This is a genomic window from Microbacterium excoecariae (assembly GCF_011326725.1).
Classification (GTDB): Bacteria; Actinomycetota; Actinomycetes; order Actinomycetales; family Microbacteriaceae; genus Microbacterium; species Microbacterium excoecariae.
The window spans coordinates 950041-976156 of the sequence record NZ_JAANCO010000001.1; the positions used below are offsets into that span (position 1 = coordinate 950041).

General features: G+C 72.5%; 22 protein-coding genes. 17 read left to right on the top strand and 5 right to left on the bottom strand.

What is annotated here, in order from left to right:
- Positions 1-15 precede the first annotated feature (15 nt).
- From G8E01_RS04235 to G8E01_RS04280, 10 genes are all read left to right on the top strand, one after another.
- Positions 16-570 (top strand): F0F1 ATP synthase subunit B, encoded by a 555-nt coding sequence (locus G8E01_RS04235; RefSeq protein ID WP_205827212.1) that lies wholly within the window; start codon positions 16-18, stop codon positions 568-570.
- Positions 570-1352, top strand: a complete 783-nt coding sequence (locus G8E01_RS04240) for a F0F1 ATP synthase subunit delta (RefSeq protein WP_166316312.1) — start codon at positions 570-572, stop codon at positions 1350-1352. Before G8E01_RS04235 ends, G8E01_RS04240 begins: the two co-directional genes overlap by 1 nt.
- 56 nt (positions 1353-1408) lie before the next feature.
- Positions 1409-3052, top strand: a complete 1644-nt coding sequence (gene atpA / locus G8E01_RS04245) for a F0F1 ATP synthase subunit alpha (RefSeq protein ID WP_166316315.1) — start codon at positions 1409-1411, stop codon at positions 3050-3052.
- A gap of 21 nt (positions 3053-3073) precedes the next feature.
- Complete coding sequence (locus tag G8E01_RS04250) at positions 3074-3973, top strand: F0F1 ATP synthase subunit gamma (RefSeq protein WP_166316318.1); 900 nt, start codon at positions 3074-3076, stop codon at positions 3971-3973.
- Positions 3974-3997: 24 nt separating this feature from the next.
- Positions 3998-5443 carry a F0F1 ATP synthase subunit beta gene (gene atpD / locus G8E01_RS04255; RefSeq protein ID WP_166316321.1) on the top strand — a complete coding sequence of 482 codons (1446 nt, stop codon included), beginning with the start codon at positions 3998-4000 and terminating at the stop codon, positions 5441-5443.
- Positions 5444-5445: 2 nt separating this feature from the next.
- A complete protein-coding gene (locus tag G8E01_RS04260; RefSeq protein WP_155047754.1) occupies positions 5446-5709 on the top strand; it encodes a F0F1 ATP synthase subunit epsilon in 264 nt (87 codons plus the stop codon).
- Positions 5710-5788: 79 nt separating this feature from the next.
- A complete protein-coding gene (locus tag G8E01_RS04265) occupies positions 5789-6544 on the top strand; it encodes a peroxide stress protein YaaA (protein WP_166316324.1) in 756 nt (251 codons plus the stop codon).
- A gap of 115 nt (positions 6545-6659) precedes the next feature.
- Positions 6660-7358 carry a DUF5684 domain-containing protein gene (locus G8E01_RS04270; RefSeq protein ID WP_166316327.1) on the top strand — a complete coding sequence of 233 codons (699 nt, stop codon included), beginning with the start codon at positions 6660-6662 and terminating at the stop codon, positions 7356-7358.
- Positions 7359-7484: 126 nt separating this feature from the next.
- Positions 7485-8300, top strand: a complete 816-nt coding sequence (locus G8E01_RS04275; RefSeq protein WP_338100739.1) for a PP2C family protein-serine/threonine phosphatase — start codon at positions 7485-7487, stop codon at positions 8298-8300.
- 92 nt (positions 8301-8392) lie between these two features.
- Positions 8393-11203, top strand: a complete 2811-nt coding sequence (locus G8E01_RS04280; protein ID WP_166316330.1) for an FtsK/SpoIIIE domain-containing protein — start codon at positions 8393-8395, stop codon at positions 11201-11203.
- Between the two features lie 10 nt (positions 11204-11213).
- On the opposite strand, the gene G8E01_RS04285 is transcribed toward G8E01_RS04280, so the two are convergent.
- The gene (locus G8E01_RS04285; RefSeq protein ID WP_166316333.1) at positions 11214-12215 is read right to left on the bottom strand and encodes an asparaginase; all 1002 of its coding nucleotides are present in this window, start codon (positions 12213-12215) and stop codon (positions 11214-11216) included.
- A 33-nt stretch (positions 12216-12248) separates the two neighbouring features.
- Here G8E01_RS04285 and G8E01_RS04290 point away from each other — a divergent pair, with 33 nt between their 5' ends.
- Positions 12249-12713 carry an OsmC family protein gene (locus G8E01_RS04290; protein ID WP_166316336.1) on the top strand — a complete coding sequence of 155 codons (465 nt, stop codon included), beginning with the start codon at positions 12249-12251 and terminating at the stop codon, positions 12711-12713.
- Here the strand turns inward: G8E01_RS04290 and G8E01_RS04295 are convergent, their stop codons facing one another.
- Positions 12714-13466 carry a lysophospholipid acyltransferase family protein gene (locus G8E01_RS04295; protein WP_240921229.1) on the bottom strand — a complete coding sequence of 251 codons (753 nt, stop codon included), beginning with the start codon at positions 13464-13466 and terminating at the stop codon, positions 12714-12716.
- A 126-nt stretch (positions 13467-13592) separates the two neighbouring features.
- Between G8E01_RS04295 and G8E01_RS04300 the strand changes: the two genes are divergently transcribed.
- From G8E01_RS04300 to G8E01_RS04315, 4 genes are all read left to right on the top strand, one after another.
- On the top strand, positions 13593-14549 hold the full coding sequence (locus G8E01_RS04300) for an FKBP-type peptidyl-prolyl cis-trans isomerase (RefSeq protein ID WP_166316342.1): 957 nt from the start codon (positions 13593-13595) through the stop codon (positions 14547-14549).
- Between the two features lie 3 nt (positions 14550-14552).
- Positions 14553-15638, top strand: a complete 1086-nt coding sequence (gene dxr / locus G8E01_RS04305) for a 1-deoxy-D-xylulose-5-phosphate reductoisomerase (protein ID WP_166316345.1) — start codon at positions 14553-14555, stop codon at positions 15636-15638.
- A 70-nt stretch (positions 15639-15708) separates the two neighbouring features.
- A complete protein-coding gene (locus tag G8E01_RS04310) occupies positions 15709-17295 on the top strand; it encodes a Mur ligase family protein (RefSeq protein ID WP_205827383.1) in 1587 nt (528 codons plus the stop codon).
- 3 nt (positions 17296-17298) lie between these two features.
- On the top strand, positions 17299-18594 hold the full coding sequence (locus tag G8E01_RS04315; RefSeq protein WP_166316351.1) for a M50 family metallopeptidase: 1296 nt from the start codon (positions 17299-17301) through the stop codon (positions 18592-18594).
- A 2-nt stretch (positions 18595-18596) separates the two neighbouring features.
- Here G8E01_RS04315 and G8E01_RS04320 read toward each other — a convergent pair whose 3' ends face one another.
- On the bottom strand, positions 18597-20006 hold the full coding sequence (locus G8E01_RS04320) for a phytoene desaturase family protein (protein ID WP_166316354.1): 1410 nt from the start codon (positions 20004-20006) through the stop codon (positions 18597-18599).
- Positions 20007-20027: 21 nt separating this feature from the next.
- Positions 20028-21944 (bottom strand): anthranilate synthase family protein, encoded by a 1917-nt coding sequence (locus G8E01_RS04325; protein ID WP_166316357.1) that lies wholly within the window; start codon positions 21942-21944, stop codon positions 20028-20030.
- Positions 21945-22154: 210 nt separating this feature from the next.
- Between G8E01_RS04325 and ispG the strand changes: the two genes are divergently transcribed.
- Positions 22155-23306, top strand: a complete 1152-nt coding sequence (ispG, locus tag G8E01_RS04330; RefSeq protein WP_166316360.1) for a flavodoxin-dependent (E)-4-hydroxy-3-methylbut-2-enyl-diphosphate synthase — start codon at positions 22155-22157, stop codon at positions 23304-23306.
- Here ispG and G8E01_RS04335 read toward each other — a convergent pair.
- A complete protein-coding gene (locus G8E01_RS04335) occupies positions 23296-24237 on the bottom strand; it encodes an LLM class flavin-dependent oxidoreductase (RefSeq protein ID WP_166316363.1) in 942 nt (313 codons plus the stop codon). The genes ispG and G8E01_RS04335 overlap by 11 nt on opposite strands.
- Before the next feature lie 39 nt (positions 24238-24276).
- Between G8E01_RS04335 and G8E01_RS04340 the strand changes: the two genes are divergently transcribed.
- Positions 24277-26043 carry a proline--tRNA ligase gene (locus G8E01_RS04340; protein ID WP_166316366.1) on the top strand — a complete coding sequence of 589 codons (1767 nt, stop codon included), beginning with the start codon at positions 24277-24279 and terminating at the stop codon, positions 26041-26043.
- Positions 26044-26116 lie beyond the last annotated feature (73 nt).

Below are 26116 nucleotides of genomic sequence, written 5' to 3' on the forward strand. Positions count from 1 at the left end.
AAGTAAGGAGACAGGATGCTGAACGCTCTTGTCACTGTCGCGGCTGAGGAGGGGGCGACGCAGAACCCCCTCTTCCCGGCGGTATACGACATCATCTGGTCGGCGGTGTGCTTCGTCATCATCGTTGGCGTCGTGGTGTTTGTCGCGCTTCCGCGGCTGAACAAGGTGCTCGACCAGCGTTCGGCGGCCATCGAGGGCAACATCGAGAAGGCCGACGAGGCCCAGCGGCAGGCCGAGGCCGCGCTGGCCGAGTACACGCAGCAGCTCGCCGACGCGCGCCGCGAGGCGGGCGAGATCCGCGAGGCCGCGCACGTCGACGGCAAGAAGATCGTCGAGGAGGCCAAGGCGCAGGCCCAGGCCGACGCCGAGCGGATCGTGGCCTCTGCGCACACGCAGATCGAGGCCGAGCGCCAGGCGGCGATGGTGTCGCTCCGCGGCGACGTCGGCACGCTCGCCCTCGACCTCGCGGGCAACGTCATCGGTCAGTCGATGACGGAAGACCAGAAGGCGCAGGCCGTGGTCGACCGCTTCCTGGCCGATCTCGAGGCATCCGAGAAGGCGGCGAAGTAGTGGGTAGCGCGACGACTCAGGCGCTCGTGGCGAGCGCGTCCGCGCTCGCCACGACGCCGGTCGACCTCGACACGGCGCGCGAGCTGTTCGCCGCCGCGCGTGCCGCGGGCCAATCGCCGGCACTGGGCGGCGCGCTCGCCGATCACGCTGCCGAGCCCGGTGCCCGCACCGCGCTCGTGGGGCGCGTTTTCGGATCCCTGTCCGATTCCGCCCGTTCTCTTCTCGTCGCGGTCGCCGCCGAAAGGTGGTCGAGCGCCGCCGACCTCGTCGCCGGTATCGAGGAGCTCGCGATCCGTGCCGCCGCCCAGGCCGACACGGCCGACGTGGAGGGCGAGCTCTTCCAGGTCACGCGCGTCATCGCCGACAACCCCGAGCTCGAGCTCGCGCTCGGCGCGCGACTCGGCGACGCGGGCAAGAAGGGCGACCTCGTCGAGCGGATCCTGCAGGGATCCGTCGGCGCCGGCGCCCTGCTGATCGCCCGCTCGGTGGTCGAGCAGCCGGGCGAGCGCAGGGTCCGCCAGGCGCTCGAGCGGGCCATCGCGATCGTCGCCGCCCAGCGCGGCCGCTCGGTGGCCACGGTGCACACGGCGACGCCCCTCACGGATGCGCAGCGGGATCGCCTCGCGTCCTCGCTGTCCCGCACGTACGGCACGCCGGTCACGATCAACGCGGTCGTGGACCCGGAGGTCGTCGGCGGCATCCGCGTCCAGATCGCCGACGACGTCATCGACGGCAGCATCTCGTCCCGCCTCGCCGATCTCCGGTCGAGGCTCGCAGGCTGAACGCTTCCCCCGGGAAGCACGGGGGCCCACGAGGCCCCGCACAACGAAGGAAGACAATGGCAGACATCACCATCAGCCCCGACGTCATCCGTGACGCGCTGAAGGACTTCGTCTCCGCCTACGAGCCCACCGGTTCTGGCGCGAGCGAGGTCGGCACCGTCACGGACGCGGCCGACGGCATCGCTCACGTCGAGGGCCTCCCCGGCGTCATGGCGAACGAGCTCATCCGCTTCGAGGACGGCACGCTCGGCCTCGCGCAGAACCTCGACGAGCACTCGATCGGCACGATCGTGCTCGGCGAGTTCTCGGGCATCGAGGAGGGCCAGCAGGTCACGCGCACGGGCAAGGTCCTGTCGGTCCCGGTGGGTGAGGGCTACCTCGGCCGCGTGGTCGACCCGCTCGGCGCGCCGATCGACGGACTCGGCGAGATCACGGGCATCGAGGGCGACCGCGAGCTCGAGCTCCAGGCCGCCGGCGTCATGGACCGCAAGAGCGTCCACGAGCCGATGCAGACCGGCATCAAGGCGATCGACGCCATGATCCCCGTCGGCCGCGGGCAGCGCCAGCTGATCATCGGCGACCGCCAGACGGGCAAGACGGCGATCGCGATCGACACGATCATCAACCAGAGGGACAACTGGGCGTCGGGCGACCCCGAGAAGCAGGTCCGCTGCATCTACGTCGCCATCGGTCAGAAGGGCTCCACGATCGCCTCCGTCAAGGGCGCGCTCGAGGACGCCGGCGCGATGGAGTACACGACGATCGTCGCGGCCCCCGCGTCCGACCCGGCCGGCTTCAAGTACCTCGCGCCCTACACGGGATCGGCGATCGGCCAGCACTGGATGTACCAGGGCAAGCACGTCCTCGTTATCTTCGACGATCTGACGAAGCAGGCCGAGGCCTACCGCGCCGTGTCGCTCCTCCTGCGCCGTCCGCCGGGACGCGAGGCGTACCCCGGTGACGTGTTCTACCTGCACTCGCGCCTCCTCGAGCGTTGCGCGAAGCTCTCGGACGCGCTGGGCGCGGGCTCGATGACCGGCCTGCCGATCATCGAGACGAAGGCCAACGACGTCTCGGCCTACATCCCGACGAACGTGATCTCGATCACCGACGGCCAGATCTTCCTGCAGTCCGACCTGTTCAACGCGAACCAGCGCCCCGCGGTCGACGTGGGTATCTCGGTCTCGCGTGTCGGTGGCGACGCGCAGCTGAAGCACATCAAGAAGGTCTCCGGAACGCTCAAGCTTGAGCTCGCCCAGTACCGTTCGCTCGAGGCCTTCGCGATGTTCGCGTCCGACCTCGACGCCGCCTCGCGCCGCCAGCTGGCGCGCGGCGCCCGCCTCACCGAGCTCCTCAAGCAGCCGCAGTACTCGCCGTACTCGGCGGAGGAGCAGGTCGTCTCGATCTGGGCCGGCACCAACGGCAAGCTCGACACGATCGAGGTCGAGGACGTCCTGCGGTTCGAGCGCGAGCTGCTCGACTACATGCGACGCAACACCGGGGTTCTCGACGCGCTGCGCGCGTCGGGCAAGCTCGAGGACGACGTCGTGGCCGAGATGGAGAAGGCGATCGACACCTTCGTCCTGGAGTTCCAGGCCAGCGGTGCCCAGGGCATCGGCGCGCCGGGTCACGAGGAGGTCTCCGCCGCGGGTCACGAGGACGTTAGCCAGGAGCAGATCGTCAAGGGCCGCAAGGCGTAACGCCCGCGAGGAAGACGCATCATGGGCGCACAACTCAGGGAGTACAAGCAGAAGATCTCTTCTGCTCAGACCACCAAGAAGATCACGAAGGCGATGGAGCTCATCGCGGCTTCGCGGATCCAGAAGGCGATGGCGCGCGTGCGCGCGTCGTCGCCCTTCTCCCGCGCGGTCACGCGAGCGGTGTCCGCCGTCGCGACGCACACCTCGATCGACCACCCGCTGACGCGGGAGCCGGAGCAGGTGACGCGCTCGGCCGTGCTGTTGCTCACGAGCGACCGCGGCCTGGCCGGCGCGTTCAACTCGCAGGTCATCAAGGAGGCGCTGGAACTCGCCGAGCTGCTGCGATCGGAGGGGAAGGAGGTCGTCTTCTACCTCTTCGGTCGCAAGGCGGTCGGCTACTTCCAGTTCCGGCAGATGACCGCGGCGGCCGACTGGGTCGGGGAGGCGGACACGCCGACCTTCCAGACGGCGACCGAGATCGCGGACGCCCTCATCGAGGCGTACTCGGCCGACGAGGCGGAGGGCGGCGTGGGCGAGATCCACGTGGTCTACAACCGCTTCGTCAGCATGATGACGCAGTCGCCCGAGTCGGTTCGCCTGCTGCCTCTGGAGGTCGTCGAGGCAGATGCTTCGGGCGACCAGGCATCGGGAGAGACGTACCCGCTGTACGAGTTCGAGCCGGAGGCCGGCGACGTGCTCGACGCGCTCCTGCCCGTCTACATCCGTAGCCGCATCTTCAACGCGCTCCTGCAGTCGGCCGCTGCCAAGCAGGCCGCGACGCAGAAGGCGATGAAGTCGGCGTCGGACAACGCGGACAAGCTCATCACCGACTACACCCGCCTGCGCAACAACGCGCGCCAGGCCGAGATCACGCAGCAGATCGCCGAGATCGTCGGCGGCGCGGACGCTCTGGCGTCCTAGAACCCCAGGAAAGAGACGAAATTCATGACCACCACGGTTGACACGACCACCGCGGTCGTCGGGCGCGTCGCGCGCGTCACGGGCCCGGTCGTCGACATCGAGTTCCCCCACGACTCGCTGCCCGACATCTACAACGCGCTCAAGACGACGATCACGATGGGCGAGCAGTCCACGGAGATCACGCTTGAGGTCGCTCAGCACCTGGGTGACGACATGGTCCGCGCGATCTCGCTCAAGCCGACGGACGGAATGGTCCGCGGCCAGGAGGTGCGCGACACGGGCGAGCCCATCTCGGTCCCGGTCGGCGACATCACCAAGGGCAAGGTCTTCGACGTCACGGGCACCCCGCTGAACCTCGCCGAGGGCGAGACCTTCGAGGTCACCGAGCGCTGGCCGATCCACCGCAAGGCGCCGAACTTCGACCAGCTCGAGTCGAAGACGACGATGTTCGAGACCGGCATCAAGTCGATCGACCTCCTCACGCCGTACGTGCAGGGTGGCAAGATCGGCCTGTTCGGCGGTGCGGGCGTCGGCAAGACCGTCCTCATCCAGGAGATGATCCAGCGCGTCGCGCAGGACCACGGCGGCGTGTCGGTGTTCGCCGGTGTCGGCGAGCGCACGCGTGAGGGCAACGACCTGATCGCGGAGATGGACGAGGCGGGTGTCTTCGACAAGACGGCCCTCGTGTTCGGCCAGATGGACGAGCCGCCGGGAACGCGTCTGCGCATCGCGCTGACGGGACTCACGATGGCCGAGTACTTCCGCGACGTGCAGAAGCAGGACGTTCTCCTCTTCATCGACAACATCTTCCGCTTCACGCAGGCGGGATCCGAGGTGTCGACCCTGCTCGGTCGCATGCCTTCGGCGGTCGGCTACCAGCCGAACCTCGCGGACGAGATGGGCATCCTGCAGGAGCGCATCACCTCGACGCGCGGTCACTCGATCACGTCGATGCAGGCCATCTACGTCCCCGCGGACGACTACACCGACCCGGCCCCGGCGACGACCTTCGCGCACCTCGACGCGACGACCGAGCTGTCGCGCGAGATCGCGTCGAAGGGTCTGTACCCCGCGATCGACCCGCTCACGTCGACGAGCCGCATCATGGACCCCCGCTACCTCGGCGAGGACCACTACCGCGTCGCGACGAGCGTGAAGCAGATCCTGCAGAAGAACAAGGAGCTGCAGGAGATCATCGCGATCCTCGGTGTCGACGAGCTGTCGGAGGAGGACAAGATCGTCGTGTCGCGTGCACGCCGCATCCAGCAGTTCCTCTCGCAGAACACGTACATGGCGAAGAAGTTCACGGGCGTCGAGGGTTCGACCGTCCCGCTCAAGGAGACGATCGAGTCGTTCGACGCGATCGTCAAGGGCGACTTCGACCACGTTGCCGAGCAGGCCTTCTTCAACGTCGGTGGCATCGGCGACGTCGAGGCCAACTGGGCGCGGATCCAGAAGGAGAACGCCTGATCATGGCGCTCAACGTGAGCCTGGTTTCGGCGGAGGCCGAGGTGTGGTCGGGCGAGGCGACCCTCGTGGTGGCCAAGACGGTCGAGGGCGAGATTGGCTTCATGGCCGGTCACGAGCCGACGCTCGCGGTCCTCGCCGAGGGCCAGGTCCGCATCACCCAGGCCGACGGCACGAAGGTGATCGCCGACGCGTCGGACGGCTTCGTCTCGATGGAGATCGGAAACGACCTCAACATCGTGGCCGGCGAGGCGCGCCTGGTCGCCTGACTCACCCTCACGAGCGGGGCGGGGATCGCACAGATCCCCGCCCCGCTCGTGTGTGCCCCGACGAAAGGACCTCGTCCCCGTGAAGATCCTCCTGCCGCCTTCGGAGACCAAGCGCCCGGGCGGATCCGGCGCGCCGCTGGATCTCGGCGCTCTTGCGTTGCCCTCGCTGACGCCCCAGCGCGAGGAGGCGGTCGCGGGGCTGGCCGCGCTGGCGGCGGATCCGGCCGAGATGGCGCGGGCTCTGCGCCTGACGCCCCGGCAGGCGGAGGACGCGGAGCCCAACGCGCGCCTGCGCACGTCGCCGACGATGCCCGCGATGGACCGCTTCACGGGGGTCCTGTACGACGCGCTCGACGCGCCCGGGCTGTCCGAACGCGCGCGGGCGTGGCTCGCCGACCACGTGCTCATCCAGACCGCCCTCCTCGGCCCCGTCGGAGCCGCGGATCCGCTGCCCGCGTTCCGCCTCTCCGCGGGTCATCGTCTGCCCGGTCTGCCGCCGGCGAAGCGCCACTGGGCGCACGCCGCGTCGGGTGGCCTGCGCGGCCTCGCAGGGCCCGTCGTCGACCTGCGGTCAGAGGCCTATCGCGACCTTGCCCCCGTGCCGGCCGGCGCGGAGCAGACCTTCGTGCGCGTCGTCGAGGAGGGCCCGGGCGGCGCGGTGCGCGCGCTGAACCACTTCAACAAGAAGACCAAGGGGCTGTTCGTGCGCGCGCTGGCCGAGACGGCCGCGCGCGTGGGAACGCTCGGGGAGCTCGTCGCGTGGGGCGCCGCGCACGGGTTCGCGCTGCGGGCGGGCGCGCCGGGCGAAACGCTCCTCGTCGCGGGGGAGCGCTGAGGGGCGCGCGAGCCGCGGCGGGGCGGGGGCAATCCCCTCGCGCCGCCCGCGCCGGGATCGCTAGTCTGGAACCCAGAGACGCGCGCGGGCGCGTTCCATCGGAGGGGGAAAGATCATGGATCCGTATTACGACCCGTACGGCGGCGCATTCGCCGCGGTGATGGTGGCGGTCATCGTGGGATCGCTTCTGTTTGCCGCGCTGGGCTACGTGCTCACGGCGTGGTTCCTCATGAAGCTGTTCGACAAGGCCGGCGTCGAGGGCCGGTGGCGCGCCTGGGTGCCGTTCTACAACGGCATGGTCTTCTTCAAGCTTGGCGACATCAACCCGTGGCTGACCTTCTTCACGTTCGCCGGCGTGATTCCGATCATCAACTACATCGGATGGATCGGTTCGCTCTTCGTCGCGGTCCTCGCCGCCATGGCCGCGTACCGGATTGGCCTCAAGCTCGGTAAGCAGCCGGCGTGGGTCGTGCTCTACATTTTCCTGCCGATCGTGTGGCTTGGCATCATGGCCTTCGACAGCTCGCGCTGGGACGCCTATCGCGTCCCGGCGGCCTCCTGGTCGACGAACGGCTTCCTCGGCGACCGCACGGCGTGGAGCGGAATCCCCGCCCAGCCCGTCGCTTCGCCCGCCCAGCCGGGCTACGCCCAGCCCGGGTACGCTCCGCAGCAGCCCGGCTACGCGCCGCCGCAGGCGCAGCAGCCGCCGGCGCAGCAGCCGCCCGCGGGCTCGCAACCGCCGGCGCCCCCGGCACCGCCCGCGCCCCCGGCACCGCCCGCGCCCCCGGCACCGCCTGCCCCGCCTCAGCAGTAGCGCGAACGGCGAGGACCCCTCCGACGCCCGGTCGGTGGGGTCCTCGCCGTGTTCCGCACGTTCTGCACATAGACTGAGTAGACGCGCCGCGCGGTCCGCGGTGCGAAGCGCCCCGAAAGGCCCCCCGTGCCCGACGACATCACCCCCGCCGCGCCTGAGCGACCCGAGACGCACCGTCACTCGGTCACGCTCGCGGACGGGACGCCGCTTGCTGTTCGCTGGGCGGGCCAGACCGACCCCGGGCGCAAGCGCGAGAACAATCAGGACGCGTTCCTCGCGCACTTCCCGTTGTTCGTCGTCGCCGACGGTATGGGCGGCCACGTGGGCGGCGAGATCGCGAGCCAGAGCGTGGTGGGGCGGCTCGGGCCGGTGGCCGAACGGGGCGCCGTGTCTCCCGAGGCCATCGACGAGGCCCTGACGCTCGCCGTGCACGACATCACGGACCACCCGGACGCGACGGACGAGGGCACGGGCACGACGCTCACCGGGATCTATCTCGACGAGACAGACGACGGGCCCACCTTCGTCGCGCTGAACGTGGGCGACTCGCGCGTGTACCTGCAGCGCGGTGACCAGCTCATGCAGGTCACGACTGATCACTCCCTCGTGCAGGAACTCGTCGCGGCGGGCCGCCTCAGCGAAGAGGAGGCCGAGACCCACCCGTACAGCAACGTCATCACGCGCGCCGTCGGCCCCACCGAGGCCGTCACCCCCGACTACGTCCGCGTCGACGTGCAGCAGGGCGACCGCTACGTGATCTGCTCCGACGGGCTGACGAAGGAGCTCACGGACTACGGCATCCTCCACTTTCTCCACGAGCACGCGGATCCGGCCGACGCCGTCCAGCAGATGATGACCGCGGCGCTCGAGAACGGCGGCCGCGACAACGTCTCGATCATCGTCGTCGACGTCGAGGAGTTCGCGGGGGCATCCGAGGCCTGACGGCCTCGTCCCCACGCCGAATATCGCGGGGATTGTCCCCACCGCGCGCCGCGCGCCGCGTGCCCGGGCGCGGGCACCGATGAACTGGACGCATGCCGTCCGAGCCCTCGCCCCTGACTTCGCGCCTCGCCGAGCCGATTGTGCTACCGGATCTCCCGGATCCGCCGGGCCGGCGACCGTTTCCTCTGATCGCGTCCCTCGTTCCCGTCGTCGGCGCCGTCGTCATGTGGCAGGTCTTCGGCTCGGCGTACCTGCTGTGGTTCGCGGCGCTCGGGCCGGCGATCGCCCTGGCTAGTCTCGCCGACCAGGCCCGCGGAGCGCGGAGGGCGCGCTCGCGCGCCCTCCGCGAGCTGGAGGCGGCGGCCGAGCGCGCGGCGGCCGAGATCTCTCGGCGACACGACGACGAGCGTGGCCTGCTCCGCAAGGCGACGCCCGACGCGTGGCGCGCCGCCGCGCAGGACGGCGCGACCTGGCGCCGCCCGGGCGCCCTCGTGCTCGGCACGGGGGCGACGGGCAGCGTCGTGCGGGTGACCGGCGGCGAGGGGGAGCGCTGCGAGGCCCTGCGGTCCCGCGCGCAGGCCCTCGAGGATGCACCCGTCGTCGCGGACTGGCGCGGAGGAGTGTGCGTGCGCGGCCCGGCGGTCCTCGCGCGCGCCGTCGCGCGGGCGTACGTCGTCCAGCTCGCTCTGCGGCACCCTCCCGAGGCGCTGCGGCTCTGCGCGGCGCCGCGAGACGAGGCCTGGGCGAGGCGCCTGCCGCACTGGGGCGAGGGGCAGGCCCCCGGCCTCGTCCTCGTGCGCGCGGGCGAGGCGGCCGGGTCCGACGGAGCGGCCGTGATCGCCTGGGCCGACCGGGGCGACGCCGTGCCGCACGCGTGCCGGACCCTCGTGGAGGTCGGCGACGGTCTCGTCGGCCGGCTCGTCGCCGACGACGGCGACGTCGAGCTCGCGCTCGAGGGCATCGGTCGCTCGCAGGCGGAGGACGTGGCCCGCGCGCTCGCCGGCCGCCAGGTCGTCGCGGACGACGCGCTGCCCGACGGCCCCGTCGCGGCGCGCCACGTCGCGCGCCTGGACGCCGAGGAACACGACCGCGATGCGGCGCCGGCGGGCCTGCGCGCGGCGATCGGTCTCGGCGACGCGGTCCCGGGGGAGGCGGCCCGCGTCGTCGCCGTCGATCTGGTGCGAGACGGCCCGCACGCCGTCGTGGTGGGGACGACGGGCGCGGGCAAGAGCGAGCTGTTGACGACGTGGATCACGGCGCTGGCCGCGGCGCACGCCGCGAGCGACCTCGTGTTCCTGCTCGCCGATTTCAAGGGGGGAACGGCCTTCGCCCACCTCGCGGGTATCCCGCACGTGTCGGGCATCGTCACGGACCTCGACGGCACAGGGGCGCGGCGGGCCGTCGCGGGTCTCGGCGCGGAGATCCGGCGGCGAGAACGCGCCCTCGCGTCGGCCGGCGCCCGCGACGTCGACGATCCCCGGGCCGGCCTCGCGCGTCTCGTGATCGTGGTCGACGAGTTCGCCGCGCTCCTGCAGGAGCACCCCGACCTGCACGCCGTGTTCACCGACATCGCCGCGCGCGGACGCGCGCTCGGAATCCACATGATCCTCGGGACGCAGCGCGCGTCCGGCACGGTGCGCGACGCGCTGCTCGCGAACGCCCCGCTCCGCATCGCGCTGCGCGTCGCCGAGCGGCGCGAGAGCGCCCAGATCATCGGCACGGAGGCGGCCGCCGAGCTGCCGGGAACCGCCCGGTTCCGCGGCGTCGGCTTCGTCCGGCGCGCGGGCGACGCGGCCCCGGAGCGCGCGCGGTTCGCGCTGACGCGCGAGGCCGACGTCCGCGCGGTCGTCGACCGCGACGGTCGGGGCGTTCCGGCCGACGGGCCCCTCCTCGCGCCCCTCCCGCGGGTCTGGCGCCCGTCGGAGGACGCCCCGGCTCGCGGGCGGGTCGAGCTCGCACTTGCCGACGACCCCGGCGAGCAGCGCCAGCCCATCCTCGCGCTGGCGCCGGGGGAGCGCGGCCTCGTCGTCCTCGGGCAGGCGGCGTCGGGGAAGACATCGATCACGCGGCACATCGCGACGCGCGCGCGTGCGGCGGGCCGATCGGTCGTGGAGGTGCCGCGGGGGCGGGAAGAGGCCTGGGACGCGCTCGAGCGCGCCGAAGCTCGCCCGCCCGACATCCTGCTCGTCGACGATGCCGACGCCCTCCCGCAGCGCTTTCCGCCCGAGTACGCGCAGGCGGCGGCCGCGCGCCTCGATCAGATCGTGCGCGACGCGGGTCAGACGGGGACGACGGTGGTCCTCACGGGCGCTCGCCTGGTCGGCCCCCTCGCGCGCGCCGCCGAGCTGCTCCCGCGACGGGCGGTGCTCGCGTTCCCGACGGCGCAGGAACACGTCGCGGCGGGCGGCGAGCGGGCGCTGTTCGCGGCGGGCCGGGGCCCCGGGCGGGGCACCCTGGACGGGCTCGAGGTCCAGTTCGCCGCGCCGGTGGGCGACGAGCGCGAGCGTCCGGAGCGCGTCCCGGCGCCGTGGCGCCCGGCGGGCGCGACCGCCCTCATCGCGCGGGCGCCGGGGCGCCGCGCGCGTGACCTCGCCGCGGCGTGGGGGAGCGGCGTCCGCGTCGTCGCCGTCGACGACACGGCGCCGGGGCTCAGGTTCGCGGACATCGCGGGCGAGGACCCGCGCCCGCTCGTCCTCGTCGGCGACCAGGAGGGCTGGCAGCGCCGCTTCTCGCTGCTCCAGGAGGTCCGCGGCGAGGCCGACGTCGTGGTCGGCGCGGACTGCGCCACGGAGCTGCGGGTGCTGCTCGGTGAGCGCGAGCTGCCGCCGTACGCCCGCCCGCGCGCGGCGCGGGCCTGGCTGTGTCGCGGCGGCGAGGCGCCCCGCCGGATCGTGCTCCCGTGACCTGCGGGACTTACACGACCGCGCGAATCACGCCCACGGGGCGGCCGCCCCCGAGCACGCGCAGGCCCGGTCGCTCGGCGGCGGCCTCGGCGACGTCCGCCACCGAGACCACGCCGGCGCGGGCCATCAGCGCGAGCGCGACGAGGGAGCCAGCGCGGTTCGAGCCGTCGAGCATCTTCAGAGCCACGGTCGTGCCGTCCGGCGCGACCAGCACCTGCACGCCCTCGGCGCCCTTCTTCGAGAACAGCCCGAAGCGTTCGATTGTTGCGGTGTCGTCGCCCCCCGGGCCCTCGACGACCCACCCGTTCTCGCGCACCGCGCGCAGGAGGGTCGCGGCGACGCGGTGCAGGGCGAACGGCGACGACTCGGCGGAGGTGCCGGCGCGGTGCAGGCCGCGTGCGAGCGACTCGAGCGACATCGCGTGCACGGGGGCGCCGCAGCCGTCGATGACCGAGCCCGCGATCCGGTCGCCGGTGAGGCGTTCGACCACCTCGCGGATGTGGACCTGCAGCGGATGATCCGCGTCGAGGTAGGTGGCGGTGTCCCAGCCGGACGCGCGGCATGCCGTGAGCATCGCGGCGTGCTTCCCCGAGCAGTTGTGGAACAGGCGCGATGGCTCGCCGTGGTCGGCCGTGAGGCGGGCGCGCGCGTCGCTGTCGGCGGGCCACGCCGGCGGACAGAGAAGCGCGTCCTCGGTCAGGCCGACATCCGCGAGCATGCGACGCACGAGATCGGCGTGTCGTTCGGTGCCGTTGTGGCTCGCGGTCGCGGCGGCGAGCTTCTCGCCCTCCAGCGTGGCGCCGGCCGTGACGCACGCGATCGCCTGCAGCGGCTTCAGCGAGGAGCGGGGCAGGATCAGCGCCTGCGGATCCCCATGGCTCGCGATCACCTCGCCCGACGGGGCGAGCACGATGGCGGACCCGGCGTGGCGGGACTCGACGAAGCCGCCGCGCTCGACGACGGCGAGCTCGGCGGCGGCGGCGGAGGAGGAAAACGTCTCTGCGGTCGGCACGCCCTCCAGCCTAAACGGGGCTAGCGTGGCGACATGAGCACCCACCGATACGCCGTCACGACGACCTGGACGGGGGATCGCGGCACCGGCACGAGCGGATACCGCGACTACGCGCGGGACGTCTCGATTCGCGTGGCGGGGAAGCCCGAGCTCGAGGCCTCGGCCGACCGCCCGTTCCGCGGGGACCCCGCGAAGTGGAACCCCGAGGACATGCTCATGGCGGCCCTGAGCGAATGCCACCTGCTGTCCTACCTGCACGCGGCCACGACGCGCGGCGTCGTGGTCACGGGCTATGAGGACGCGGCCGAGGGGGAGATGGAGCTGGTGGGCCACGCGGGGCGCTTTACGCGCGTGGTCCTCCGGCCGCGCGTGGTGATCGCCGAGGAGGGAATGCGCCAGGCCGCGGCGGACGCGCACCACGACGCGCATGAGTGGTGCTTCATCGCGAACAGCGTCGCGTTCCCCGTCGAGGTGCGCCCCGAGATCGTCGTCGCCTGATTAGCGACGCTCGTGCGGCAGGGCCCGCTTGATCTTCTCGACCGTGCCCTGCGCGGGAAGCTCGTTGTAGACCCCCGCGAGTTCCTGACCGGAGAGCGCGTGGATCGCCGCCATGATCTCGTCGGTCGCGCCGCGCCGGGCGCGCCCCGAGGTCGCCGGGCCGTGATGTGCGAGGTCGAGCGGCGCCCCGAAGCGCACGGTCACGCGCTCGCGGAGCGACGGCAGCTTCTGGCCCACGGGCATGACCTTGTCGGTGCCGATGAGCCCGATCGGAACCACGGGCGCGCCGGTCTCGAGCGCGAGATATGCCACGCCCGTGCGCCCCTTGTAGAGCCGCCCGTCCCGCGATCGCGTGCCCTCGGGGTGGAGCGCGATCGCCGCGCCGGAGTGGAGGATCCGTTTCTGCTGGTCGAGCGCGTCCATCGCGGCCTGGCCGACGCCGCGCTCGACGGGAGTGGCCCCGACGGCCGTGAAGAACGTGCGCGACAGCCAGCCCTTCAGCCCCGCGCCCGTGAAATACTCCGCCTTCGCGAGGAAGTGGACGGGACGAGGGGCGGCGGCGATCGGGATCGCGATCGAGTCGATGAATGAGAGGTGGTTGCTCGCGAAGATCACGGGCCCCTCGCGGGGAATGAGGTCCTTGCCCTCGACCTGCGGCCGGTAGAGCGCTCGCGCGACGGGCGCGAGGACCATGCGGCCGAAGGTGTACGCCCAGCTCGGCGTCTCTGGGCGGTTCCCCGTCGAATCGGTCATCCCTCCAGGGTACGTCGCGCGCATGCCGCAACAGGAATCCACTCCGGCACCGAATCGCGGCGGGTCAGCCCACGCATAGCCACAATGCGGCAGGATGGGCGCGTCCGTCCACGAATTGAGGTTTCCGTGCGCCGCCGCTCCCTTGCGATCCTGTCCACCGCCGCCGTCGCGGCGCTCGCCCTTGCCGGGTGCTCCGCCGAGACGCCGGAGGAGGAGCCGACGACCGAGGCCGCGGCGGACCTCTGCGACGCGGCCGCCCCCGCGGGCGACGCGATCGACGCGGTCGAGGTCGACGGCGACTTCGGCTCCGAGGCCTCCGTCACGTTCGACGCGCCCCTCGAGATGGACGAGATCGAGGCGAAGGTCATCACGGAGGGCGAGGGGGACCCGCTCGAAACGGGCGAGTACATCAGCTACGCCGCGACGGTGTTCGACGCCGAGACCGGCGAGAAGGTCGGGGCCGAGGGGTACGAGGCGGGCTCGGCGCTACCGGCCGCCGTCTCGACCGACAACATCTTCGGGATGGCGCTGGGCTGCGCGACGCCGGGGACCCGCGTCGCGTTCACGTTCCCCGGCCAGACGACGTCCGACGGCACGGCCTACGCCTCGCAGGTCTACGTCCTGGACTTCTTCGAGACGGTCCCCACCGCCGCGACGGGCGAGGAGCAGGATCCGGTCGACGGCTTCCCGACGGTCGACGTCGCGGAGGACGGCACGCCGAGCGTGACCCTGCCCGAGGACTTCTCCGAGCCCGACGAGACGGAGATCGCGGAGCTCAAGGCGGGCGACGGCGAGACCGTCGAGGACGGCGACACGGTCTTCGTGCAGTACCTCGGCGTGAAGGGATCCGACGGATCCGAGTTCGACTCGAGCTGGTCCCGCGGCGAGCCGACCCAGTTCTCCACGTCGGGCGTCATCGAGGGCTTCACGAAGGCGCTCGTGGGCCAGAAGGTCGGGTCGCAGGTCATTGCCGTGATCCCGCCCGCCGAGGGCTACGGCGCGTCGGACGGCAACGAGCTGCAGGACGAGACGCTCGTCTTCGTCGTCGACATCCTCGGCACGCTGCACGCCTCGGAGTCCTGAGCCGTGCGTCGGGTCATCGTCCTCGGCTCGAGCGGCTCGATCGGCACGCAGGCGCTCGACGTCATTCGCCGGGCGGGGGACCGCTTCGAGCTCGTCGGACTCGCGACGGGCTCGAACGCCGAGGTGCTCGCGCGGCAGGCGGCGGAGTTCGGCGTCGCGCACACGGCCCTCGGCGCCGCCGAGGCCGCGCAGCTCGTGCGCGACGTCGATGCCGACATCGTGCTCAACGGCATCACGGGATCCGTCGGGCTCGGCCCGACCCTCGCCGCGCTGGAGGCGGGCCGCACGCTGGCGCTCGCCAACAAGGAGTCCCTCATCGTGGGCGGGGCGCTCGTGAAGGAGCGCGCCGCGCCCGGCCAGATCGTCCCCGTCGATTCCGAGCACTCGGCGATCGCGCAGGCCCTCCGTGCCGGCGACCGCGGCGAGGTCAGCCGGCTGATCGTCACGGCATCGGGCGGTCCGTTCCGCGGGCGCTCGCGAGCCGAGCTGGCGGGCGTCACGCCCGCCGAGGCGCTGCGCCACCCCAACTTCGCGATGGGGCGCGTCATCACGACCAACTCCGCGACGCTCGTCAACAAGGGCCTCGAGGTCATCGAGGCGCACCTGCTGTTCGACATCGGGTACGACCGCATCGACGTCGTCGTGCACCCGCAGCAGATGATCCACTCGATGGTCGAGTTCTGCGACGGGTCCACGATCGCGCAGGCCGGCCCGCCGCGCATGCTCGTGCCGATCGCGCTCGGCCTGTCCTGGCCCGAGCGCCTGCCCGACGTCGACGTGCCCATCGACTGGACGGCCGCGCAGACGTGGGAGTTCGCCCCCCTCGATGACGACGCGTTCCCCGCCGTCCGGCTCGCGCGGCGCGTCGGGCGGGAGGGGCGCACCTTCCCCGCCGTGTACAACGCGGCCAACGAGCAGGCCGTGGAGGCGTTCCACGACGGGGCGATCCGCTTCACCGACATCGTCGACACGGTCGAGGCGGTCGTCGACGAGCACGACGCGCCGGCGGAGCTGACGCTCGACGCGCTCGCCGACGCCGAGGCATGGGCGCGCCGCGCGGCCGATCAGCGGATCCGCGGGCGGCGCTGAGAGAATCGACCTCGTGACGAGCGAGATCGACCTCACCCAGTTGCCGCGCGTGCGGCGGACCCCTCCGACGATGCTGCGCCCCGAGCGCCCCGTCCGGCGCACGCTCGGCGGGCTCGCGGAGAGGGTGGGTGGCGACCTCATCGGCGCGGCCGACACCCCCGTGTCGGGGATCACGCTCTCCTCGACCGACCTCGCCGCCGGCGAGGTGTTCGTCGGCGTGCGTGGCGCGAACCGCCACGGGGCGGAGTTCTCCGCGCAGGCCGCCGAACGCGGCGCGTGCGCGGTGCTCACCGACGCAGAGGGCGCCGGCCTCGCCCGCGACGCCGGGCTCCCGGTCGTCGTCGTCGAGGATCCGCGGCTCGTCCTGTCCGACGCCGCGGCGTGGGTCACGGCGACGACGTCCGCGGATCCGCTCCCCCTCCTGCTCGGCACCACGGGGACGAACGGAAAGACGAGCGTCTCCCACCTGCTCGAGGGGCTGCTGACGCAGATTGGCGTCGTCGCGGGCGCCTCGACGTCGGCCGAGCGCGTGGTCGCCGGCGAGCGCGTGGTCGCCGGTCTCACGAGCCCGGAGGCCACCGAGTTTCACGCCCAGCTGGCGCGCATGCGCGAGGCGGGCGTGGAGGCGGTCGCCGTCGAGGTGAGCGCCCAGGCGGTCACCCGGCATCGCGTCGACGGCGTGGTCTTCGACGTCATGGCGTTCACGAACCTCAGCCACGACCACCTCGACGACTACGGCGATATGGAGTCGTACTACCGGGCCAAGGCGCCCCTGTTCGGCGCGGACCGCGCCCGCCGCGCCGTCGTCTCGCTCGACTCGCCGGCGGGCCTGCGGATCGCGCGCGAGGCGGACGTCCCGGTGACGACGATCGCATCGCCCGACATCGCGGCCGACGAGCGAGCGGCGCGGTCGGCGGACTGGATCGTCGAGGTGACGCGCGAGCGCCAGCGCGGGACCTCCTTCCGGCTCTCGGGCCCGGGCGGCCGCGTCCTCGAGACGACGGTGCCCGTCATCGGCGCGCACATGGCGGCCAACGCCGGCCTCTGCGTCGTCATGCTGCTGGAGGCGGGGTACGACTGGGAGCGGATCGCGGGCGCGCTCGAGCGCGACGGCGGGTTCGACGCGTGGGTGCCGGGCCGCACGCAGCTCGTCTCGGGCGATCGCGGCCCCGCCGTCTACGTCGACTTCGGCCACACGCCCGACGCGTTCGAGAAGACCCTCGCGGCGGTTCGGCGCGTCACGCCGGGCCGCGTCGTGATGCTCTTCGGCGCGGACGGCGACCGCGACGCGACCAAGCGCGCGGACATGGGTCGCATCGCCGCGCGCGACAGCGACGTCGTCGTCGTCACGGACCACCACCCGCGCCACGAGGACGCCGCGTCCATTCGCGCGCAGCTCATCGCGGGCGCGCGCGCGGCGGACCCGGAGCGCGAGCTGCACGAGGTCTCGCCGCCCGAGCGCGCGATCGTCCGCGCCGTCTCGCTGGCGGGCGAGGGGGACGCGATCCTTTGGGCGGGCCCGGGGCACCAGAACTACCGCGACATCGAGGGCGTGCAGTGGGGGTACTCGGCGCGCGAGCTCGCCCGCCGGGCGCTCGCCGCGGCGGGCTACCCCGCGCCCGCGCGCGTCTGGCCGAACCCGTACGGGGATGACTGACCGATGACCGCGCTCGCCTTTGTCGTCGGCGTCCTGGTGATGCTCGTCGGGCTCGCCCTGTCGATCGCGTTGCATGAGCTCGGCCACATCCTCCCGGCCAAGGCGTTCGGCGTGCGGGTGGGCCAGTACATGATCGGGTTCGGGCCGACGCTCTGGTCGAAGCGCGTGGGCGAGACCGAGTACGGGTTCAAGGCCCTTCCGCTCGGCGGGTTCATCTCGATCGCCGGGATGTACCCGCCGAGCCCCGCGCACGACGCGCGCCGCACGCGGATCTGGTCGGCGCTCGTGCAGGACGCGCGCGCGGCGAACGACGAGACGATCGCGGAGGCGGGCGAGCGCACGCTCTACCGGCAGGCGACGTGGAAGCGCGTCGTCGTCATGCTCGGCGGGCCCGCCATGAACCTCGTGCTCGCGATCGTGACGTTCTCCGTGCTCTTCAGCGGAATCGGCGTCACCCAGTCCACGACGACGGTCGCGTCCGTGTCCGAGTGCGTGCTGCCGGCCGGATCCGCGCAGACCGCGTGCACCGACGCGGATCCCGCGTCCCCTGCCGCGGCCGCGGGCCTCGAGCCGGGGGACGAGATCGTGTCCGTGGACGGCACGGCGACCGCGACGTTCGCCGAGGCGTCCGCCATCATCCGCGACCACCCGGGCGACACGATCGAGGTCGTCGTCGACCGCGACGGCGCGCGAGAGACGCTCCGCGTGACGCCCGTGCTCGCGACCAACACCTACACGAACGCCGCGGGCGACGAGGTCACGGACGAGGTCGGTTTCGTCGGGTTCTCGCCGACGACCGAGCGCGTGCGCCAGCCGCTGACGGCGGGCGCCGAGGCGGCCTTCGAGAACGTCGGGTCGGTCGCGGAGATCATCGTGCAGCTCCCCGTGCGGCTGTACGACACGGCCGTCGACCTGTTCACGGGCGGCGAGCGCGACGCGGACGGCCCGATCAGCGTGATCGGCGTCGGGCGCATCGCGGGCGAGGTGGCGGCGACGGAAGCACCTATCGTCGATCGCGTCGCGGTCATGCTGGGGCTCGTCGGATCCCTCAACATCGCGCTGATGGTGTTCAACCTCATCCCGCTCCTGCCGCTGGACGGCGGGCACGTCGTCGTGGCCCTGTGGGATGGCGTGAAGCGGCTGTTCGCGCGCCTCACGGGGCGGCCCGCGCCGCAGCCGGCCGACGCGACGCGCCTGGTCCCGCTCACGCTCGTCGTCGTCGTGCTGATGATCGGCATGGGCGCGCTGCTGTTCGCGGCCGACATCTTCAACCCGGTCGACCTCTTCGGCGCGGGCTGACCTCAGCCGAGCCGCGCGAGCACGGTGCGGGCGGCGTGCCAGCCCGCCATGCCGTGCACTCCGGGGCCCGGCACCGTCGACGCGGACGTGAGGAAGAGCTGCGGATCCGGCGTCGCCCAGGGCGACAGGGAGGCGACGGGGCGGGCGAGGAGCTGGCGCATGTCCGCCAGGCCGCCGTCGATCGATCCGCCGATCTCGTTGGCGTTGTGCGCCTCCATCTCGCGGGGCGACATCGTGTGGCGCGCGAGGATCCGCTCGCGGAAACCGGGCGCGAACCGCTCGATCTGATCCTCGATGGCGGCGGTCATGTCCACCTCGCACCCCGCGGGGACATGGCAGTAGGCCCAGAGCGTGTGCTTGCCCGCGGGGGCGCGCGTCGGGTCGGCGGCGGAGGCCTGCGCGGCCAGGACGAAGGGGCGCTCGGGGACGCGGCCACGCGCGACGTCGCGCTCGGCGCGGACGACCTCCGCCGCCGTGCCGCCGAGGTGGACGGTGCCCGCCCCCGCCATGCGCGGATCCGTCCATGGCACGGGGCCGTCGAGCGCCCAGTCGAGCTTGAACACGCCCGCCCCGTAGCGAAAGCGCGCGAGCCGGTGGGCGTAGCGGGCCGGGAAACGGTGACCGGCGAGCTGCAGCGCCTGGCGGGGCGTGACGTTCAGCAGCACGGCGCGCGCGGAGGGCAGGTCGTCGACGCTGCGTACCCGGTGGCCCGTGACGATCTCCCCGCCGTGGGCGGCGAGCCGGGCGGCGAGTGCGTCCGCGATCGACTGGGAACCGCCGACTGCGACGGGCCAGCCGACGCCGTGCGCGAAGGCGGCGAGGGCGACGCCGACGAGCGCCGTCGCGGGGGCGTGCAGGTCGTTGACGGCGTGCGCCGCCACGCCCGCGATCAGCGCCCGCGTGCGTTCCTCGCGAAGTGCCCGGGCGATCCAGGTCGTCGGCCATACGCTCGTCGCGCCGAGCGCGATGAGATCGGGCGTGGGGTGCAGCGGATCCCCGATGGCGCGCGCGAGCTGCGGCCAGCGCGCCCCGAACGTTCCCATGACCGCGCGCCAGGCTCCGGCGTCCCGGCCGAGGCCCGCGGCTGTTTCGCCCGCGTCGCGGAGGAGGTACGCCGTCTCGCCCGGGCCGACCGGGTGGGCGAGGGGGATCTCCGGGTGGGCGAACGCCAGGCCCTCGCGCTCGAGGCCCAGGCCGCGGAAGGCCGGGCTCGCGAGCGCCATCGGGTGCACCGCCGCGCACACGTCGTGGCGGAAACCGGGGAGCGTGAGCTCCTCGGTGCGCAGGCCGCCGCCGATCCGGTGCTGCGCCTCGAGGACGAGCACCCGCCAGCCGGCCTCCGCCAGCGTCACCGCCGCGACGAGCCCGTTCGGGCCGGCCCCGACGACGACCGCGTCGACGTCGTGTGTCATGCCCTCACGATATCGCTCGGATCAGGCCGCGGCGTGGGCGACGAGGCGCTCGAGCGTGCGGATCCCGTCGCGCGACAGGATCGACTCGAGGTGCCCCTGCACGCTCGCAAACGCGGGGCCGCGCAGGGCGAAGACGTCGCCCGTCGGGCCCGCCGCGATCTCGACCTCGCCCCGCTCGTCGTCGACGAGGAGCGTCTCGCCGGGGCCGACCCGGGCCGTGAAGGTGTTGTAGAAGCCGATCGCCGCCTGCTCGCCGAAGACGTCGATCTCCAGCTGCAGGCCCTGGTGCGGGCTGTCGAGCGGCACGACGGGGATCCCGAGCTCGCGGGCGAGCAGCTGGTGGCTCAGGCAGACGGCTACGAGCGGCGCGCGGGCGTCGAGGCGGCGCGCGACGACCTCCCGTAGGCGCGCGATGCGCGCGCTGTCGGTGTCCTCGGGGTCGCCGGGGCCCGGTCCCGCGAGCACGATCTCGGCGGCGTCGACCTCCGCGTCGGTGGCCTCGTCCCACGGAACGATGCGGACCTCGAGGCCAAGATGGCGCAGCTGATGGGCGAGCATCGTCGTGAAGCGGTCTTCCGCATCGATCACGAGCGCGCTCCGGCCCGCGAGGGGGCGGTCGGCGCCGGGCTGCTCGTCGAGCCAGAAGGGCGCGAGCCGCGCGTTCCGCGACGCGAGGAGCTCGGCGATCTCGGGATCCTCCGCCAGCGGGGTGCGCGCGGATCCGGGCGCGTCGTCGTCGCTTCCCGCGACGGTCGTGACGGCGCGCGGGATGGCGCCGATCGCGCCGAGCACGCCCGCGGCCTTCCCGTGCGTCTCGGCCACCTCGCCGTAGGGGTCGCTGTGCCGCACGAGGGTCGCGCCGGCCGGGACGCGGAGCGTTCCGTCCGCGACGTAGGCCGTGCGGATGAGGATCGGCGCGTCCAGATCGTGCCCGCCCGCGCGGGGAGTGAACAGCGCGGCCACCCCCGAGTAGTACCCGCGCGGGGTCGTCTCGTGGCGGCGGATGACGGCGCACGCGTTCTGCATGGGGGAGCCCGTGACCGTCGGCGCGAACATCGTCTCGCGGAGGATGTCGCGCGGGTCGAGCCGCGAGGTGCCGCGCAGGACGTACTCTGTGTGCGTCAGGCGCGACATCTCCTTGAGGTGCGGTCCCGTGATGCGGCCGCCGTCGCTGCACACGGCGCTCATCATCTTGAGCTCCTCGTCCACGACCATGAAGAGCTCCTCCGTCTCCTTCGCGTCGCGGAGGAACGCGCCGAGGGTCTCGCGCGTCGCCCCGCCCGCGGGGTGGCGGAAGGTGCCGGAGATGGGGTTCATCGTCACGACGCGGCTGTCGCCCGAGCGCTCGGCCGTGACGTGCGCCTCGGGGCTCGCGCCGACGGCGACGTGGCCGTCCGTGACGATCGCGAAGGTCCAGTACGCGCCGCGCTCGTGCTCGAGCAGGGCGCGGAACCACGTGAGCGCGGCGACGCGCGGGTCCGCCTCCACGCGCGCGGTGTAGTCGCGGCGGATGACGAAGTTGGCTCCCTCGCCGCGCCCGATCTCGTCCCGGATGACGGTGCGCACGATCTCGGCGTAGGACTCGTCGTCGATGTCGAATCCCGCGTCGGCGAGGGGGACCTCGTCCGACGGGAGGGCCGCGATGACGTCGGCCGAGGGGAACTCCTCGCGCGAGCGCACCACGAGGCAGCGCAGCGGGGCGTCGTCGTCGTGCGCCTCGTACCCGCGCTCGGTGACCTGGCGGAACGGCACCATCGCGAGCACCTCCTGGCCGGCGCCGTCGGGCGCGGTCAGCGGGATGTCGGCCAGGGCCGGCACATCGACCACGTCGCCGCGCAGGAGCTCGACGGTGTCCGCGCCGTCCCGCGCGATGAGCGCGAAGGGCTGGGAGGGATCCGCGGCGAGCGCGGCGAACAGGTCGGCGGTCTCAGAAGACATCGGGTGCTCACTTCGATAGCGGGGCGGAGGTCCCGCACATACGCGAAACGACCGCCGGATGGACGGTCGTTCTCGACATTCGCGAAAAGGGGGCCGCCTTCTTAGGCGGGCCACCAGGCAGTCTTCGCGAACACGTGACAGACGCTACACACTCGCTGTGGATCCCTGCAACTGAGGAGCGGTGCCGTCGTCCCGGCGTAGTCTGGGTCCGTGCCTGCAGTCAACATCGGAATGCCCCGCGTCCCCGAGATCCTCGCCCCGCGACGGAAGTCGCGGCAGATCAACGTCGGCAAGGTCAAGGTCGGCGGCAACGCCCCCGTCTCCGTGCAGTCGATGACGACGACGAAGACGCACGACATCAACGCGACGCTGCAGCAGATCGCGGAGCTGACGGCGTCCGGGTGCGAGATCGTGCGCGTCGCGTGCCCGACAGACAAGGACGCCGAGGCGCTGAAGATCATCGCGATGAAGAGCCAGATCCCGGTCATCGCGGACATCCACTTCCAGCCGAAGTACGTTTTCGAGGCGATCGACGCGGGCTGCGGCGCGGTGCGCGTGAACCCCGGCAACATCCGGAAGTTCGACGACAAGGTCGGCGAGATCGCCAAGGCCGCGAAGGACGCGGGCGTCAGCCTGCGCATCGGCGTGAACGCGGGCTCGCTCGACCGCCGGCTCCTGGAGAAGTACGGCAAGGCGACGCCCGAGGCGCTCGTCGAGTCGGCGGTGTGGGAGGCGTCGCTGTTCGAGGAGCACGACTTCCACGACTTCAAGATCTCCGTCAAGCACAACGACCCGGTCGTGATGGTCAAGGCGTACCGCCTGCTCGCCGAGCGGGGCGACTGGCCCCTGCACCTCGGCGTCACGGAGGCCGGGCCCGCCTTCCAGGGCACGATCAAGTCGGCGACCGCCTTCGGGATCCTCCTCAGCGAGGGCATCGGCGACACGATCCGCGTCTCACTCTCGGCCCCGCCGGCCGAGGAGGTCAAGGTGGGACACCAGATCCTGCAGTCGCTCAACCTGCGCGAGCGCACGCTCGAGATCGTGTCGTGCCCCTCGTGCGGGCGCGCCCAGGTCGATGTCTACACGCTCGCGGAGAACGTCACCGAGGGTCTCAAGGACATGACGGTGCCGTTGCGCGTCGCCGTCATGGGGTGCGTCGTGAACGGCCCGGGCGAGGCGCGCGACGCCGACCTCGGCGTCGCGAGCGGCAACGGCAAGGGCCAGATCTTCGTCAAGGGCGAGGTCATCAAGACCGTCCCCGAGGCCGACATCGTGCAGACCCTCATCGAGGAGGCGAACCGGATCGCCGACGAGATGGGGCCGGACGCCCAGATCGGCACCGCTCAGGTCGTCACGAGCTGACGCCCGCGTCGCCGGGCCCGGCCGGAACATTGGCGTCCGCGACGAACGGCCGGGCGACCTCCGCGAAGAACCAGCCGCCCGCGTCCGCGACCTCGGCGGCCGAGGAGCACGCCGTGGCGGGCAGGATGAACTCGTCCACGCCCGCCTCCCGGTAGGCGCCCATGGCGTCCACAAGCTGCGCCGCGGATCCGCCGATCGCCGGGCGGCCCTTCTCGGCGACGGCCTGGGCGCGCTCCGCGTCGCCCGGGAACACGAGGGCCTGCGTCGAGCGGTGCAGGGAGCGCGGCTCGCGCCCCGCGGCCTCGAGCGCGTCGGTGAAGATCGCGTTCTTGGGGCCGTACTGCTCGGGCGTCGACCAGAAGTTCCACTCGTCGGCGTACCGCGCGACGAGGCGGGGCATGACCTTCTCGCCCTTGCCGCCCACGAGGATCGGCAGGCGCGCGTGCGGCCGCGGGTGAAGGCTCGCGCCCTCGAGGCGGTAGCGCTCGCCGGAGAACGACACGCTCTCCTCGTCGCGTAGGCGCGTCCAGATCCCGAGCGCTTCGCGGAACCAGCGGATCCGGCTCGGCACGTCGCCGTAGTCGATGCCGAAAGCGCGGTGCTCGTTCTCCTGCCAGCCCGCGCCGACGCCGAGGACGAAGCGCCCGTCGGCGATGTCGGAGAGCGCCGCCGCCTGCTTCGCGACGACGCCGGGGTGGCGGTAGGTGTTGCCGAGCACCATCGAGCCGATCCGCACGCGCTCCGTCACGGCGGCGAGCGCGGTGAGCTGCGTGAGGCATTCGCCGCGCGCCCCGTCGTTCGGCTCGGGGGTGTTGTCCATGAAGTGGTCCTCGAGCCAGAGGCCGTGCCAGCCGGTGCCCTCCGCGTCCAGGGCCGCGGCGCGCAGCTCGGACCAGGGCAGGTGTGCGGGCAGCCAGAGCGAGAACTTCATGCGCCCAGGCTAGCCGCCGGCACGGCCTAGACTCGGTGCGTGGTCACCCGTCTCTCCCAGCTCTTTGTCCGCACCCTCCGCGAGGATCCGTCCGACGCGGAGGTACGCAGCCATCGCCTCCTCGTGCGCGCCGGATACATTCGGCGCCAGGCGCCGGGCATCTTCGCGTGGCTCCCGCTCGGCCTGCGCGTGAAGGCCAAGCTTGAGCAGATCGTGCGCGAGGAGATGGCCGCCGCGGGCGCGCAGGAGGTGCACTTCCCGGCCCTCATGCCGCGCGAGCCCTACGAGCAGACGGGCCGATGGGACGAGTACGGCGACGCGCTGTTCCGCCTGAAGGACCGCAAGGACGCTGACTACCTGCTCGCGCCCACGCACGAGGAGGCGTTCACGCTGCTCGTGAAAGATCTGTACACCTCGTATAAGGACCTGCCGCTGACGCTGTTCCAGATCCAGGACAAGTACCGCGACGAGGCGCGCCCGCGCGCCGGCCTGCTGCGCGGCCGCGAGTTCACGATGAAGGACGCCTACTCGTTCGACTACACGGACGCCGGTCTCGACGCGAGTTACCAGGCGCAGCGCGACGCGTACGAGCGCATCTTCACGCGTTTGGGCGTCGATTACGCGATCGTCCAGGCCGACGCCGGCGCGATGGGCGGATCCCGGAGCGAGGAGTTCCTGCACCCGACGCCCGTCGGCGAGGACACGTTCGTGCGCAGCGCGGGCGGGTACGCCGCCAACGTCGAGGCCTTCACGACGCTCGCCCCCGAGCCGCGTCCCGTCGAGGGGCGCCCCGAGGCTGTGGTGTTCGATTCGCCGGGAACGACGACGATCGACACGCTCGTCGCGCATGCGAACGAGGTCGTCGACGGCGCGCCCGAGGGCGGCTGGACGGCGGCGGACACCCTGAAGAACGTCGTCCTGGCCCTCGTTCACCCGAACGGCGAGCGCGAGCTCGTCGTCGTGGGCATTCCCGGCGACCGCGAGGTCGACGACAAGCGCGCCGAGGTCGCCTTCGCGCCCGCCGAGGTCGAGGCCGCCACGCCCGAAGACTTCGCGCGTCACCCCGGCCTCGTGCGCGGTTTCATCGGGCCGTGGTCGGCCGCCGGTCCCGTCCTCGGCGAGACGTCTGCGACGGGGATCCGCTACCTCGTCGACCCGCGCGTGGTCAGCGGATCCGCCTGGATCACGGGCGCGAACACGCCGGACGCCCACGTGCACGGGCTGATCGCGGGGCGCGATTTCGCCGCCGACGGCACGGCCGAGGTGGCCAGCGTTCGCGCCGGCGACCCTGCTCCCGACGGATCCGGACCGGTGGAGCTCGCGCGCGGCATGGAGATCGGTCACGTCTTCCAGCTCGGCCGCAAGTACGCCGAGGCTCTGGGGCTCAAGGTCCTCGACGAGAACGGCAAGCAGGTCACGGTCACGATGGGCTCCTACGGCATCGGCGTGACGCGCGTGCTGGCGATCCTCGCGGAGCTGCTGAGCGACGACCGCGGCCTCGTCTGGCCCGAGCAGATCGCGCCCTTCGACGTTCACGTGGTCGCCACGGGTAAGGGGCAGGAGGCCTATGACCTCGCCGAGGAGCTGGTCGGCGCGCTTGAGGCCGCCGGCCGCGACGTGCTCCTCGACGATCGCCCCAAGGCTTCGCCCGGCGTGAAGTTCGGCGACGCGGAGCTCATCGGTGTGCCGCAGCTCGTCGTCGTGGGCCGCGGCGCCGCGAACGGCGAGGTCGAGCTGTGGGATCGCCGCTCGGGCGACCGCGAGACGATGCCGCTCGGCGAGGCCGTGTCGCGCCTGACCGCGTGACACGCCCGCGGCGGGCGGGCATCACCCGCCGATAATCCCCCGTGACCGGGGGAGTTTCCCTCGCGTCCATGTC

What these genes read in the sequence shown, in the direction of transcription:
- G8E01_RS04235 (WP_205827212.1), top strand. Translation starts at nt 16, where the DNA reads ATGCTGAACGCTCTTGTCACTGTCGCGGCTGAGGAGGGGGCGACGCAG.
- atpA (WP_166316315.1), top strand. Translation starts at nt 1,409, where the DNA reads ATGGCAGACATCACCATCAGCCCCGACGTCATCCGTGACGCGCTGAAG.
- G8E01_RS04250 (WP_166316318.1), top strand. Translation starts at nt 3,074, where the DNA reads ATGGGCGCACAACTCAGGGAGTACAAGCAGAAGATCTCTTCTGCTCAG.
- atpD (WP_166316321.1), top strand. Translation starts at nt 3,998, where the DNA reads ATGACCACCACGGTTGACACGACCACCGCGGTCGTCGGGCGCGTCGCG.
- G8E01_RS04260 (WP_155047754.1), top strand. Translation starts at nt 5,446, where the DNA reads ATGGCGCTCAACGTGAGCCTGGTTTCGGCGGAGGCCGAGGTGTGGTCG.
- G8E01_RS04270 (WP_166316327.1), top strand. Translation starts at nt 6,660, where the DNA reads ATGGATCCGTATTACGACCCGTACGGCGGCGCATTCGCCGCGGTGATG.
- G8E01_RS04280 (WP_166316330.1), top strand. Translation starts at nt 8,393, where the DNA reads ATGCCGTCCGAGCCCTCGCCCCTGACTTCGCGCCTCGCCGAGCCGATT.
- G8E01_RS04290 (WP_166316336.1), top strand. Translation starts at nt 12,249, where the DNA reads ATGAGCACCCACCGATACGCCGTCACGACGACCTGGACGGGGGATCGC.
- G8E01_RS04295 (WP_240921229.1), bottom strand. Translation starts at nt 13,466, where the DNA reads ATGACCGATTCGACGGGGAACCGCCCAGAGACGCCGAGCTGGGCGTAC.
- G8E01_RS04310 (WP_205827383.1), top strand. Translation starts at nt 15,709, where the DNA reads ATGCTGCGCCCCGAGCGCCCCGTCCGGCGCACGCTCGGCGGGCTCGCG.
- G8E01_RS04315 (WP_166316351.1), top strand. Translation starts at nt 17,299, where the DNA reads ATGACCGCGCTCGCCTTTGTCGTCGGCGTCCTGGTGATGCTCGTCGGG.
- G8E01_RS04320 (WP_166316354.1), bottom strand. Translation starts at nt 20,006, where the DNA reads ATGACACACGACGTCGACGCGGTCGTCGTCGGGGCCGGCCCGAACGGG.
- G8E01_RS04325 (WP_166316357.1), bottom strand. Translation starts at nt 21,944, where the DNA reads ATGTCTTCTGAGACCGCCGACCTGTTCGCCGCGCTCGCCGCGGATCCC.
- G8E01_RS04335 (WP_166316363.1), bottom strand. Translation starts at nt 24,237, where the DNA reads ATGAAGTTCTCGCTCTGGCTGCCCGCACACCTGCCCTGGTCCGAGCTG.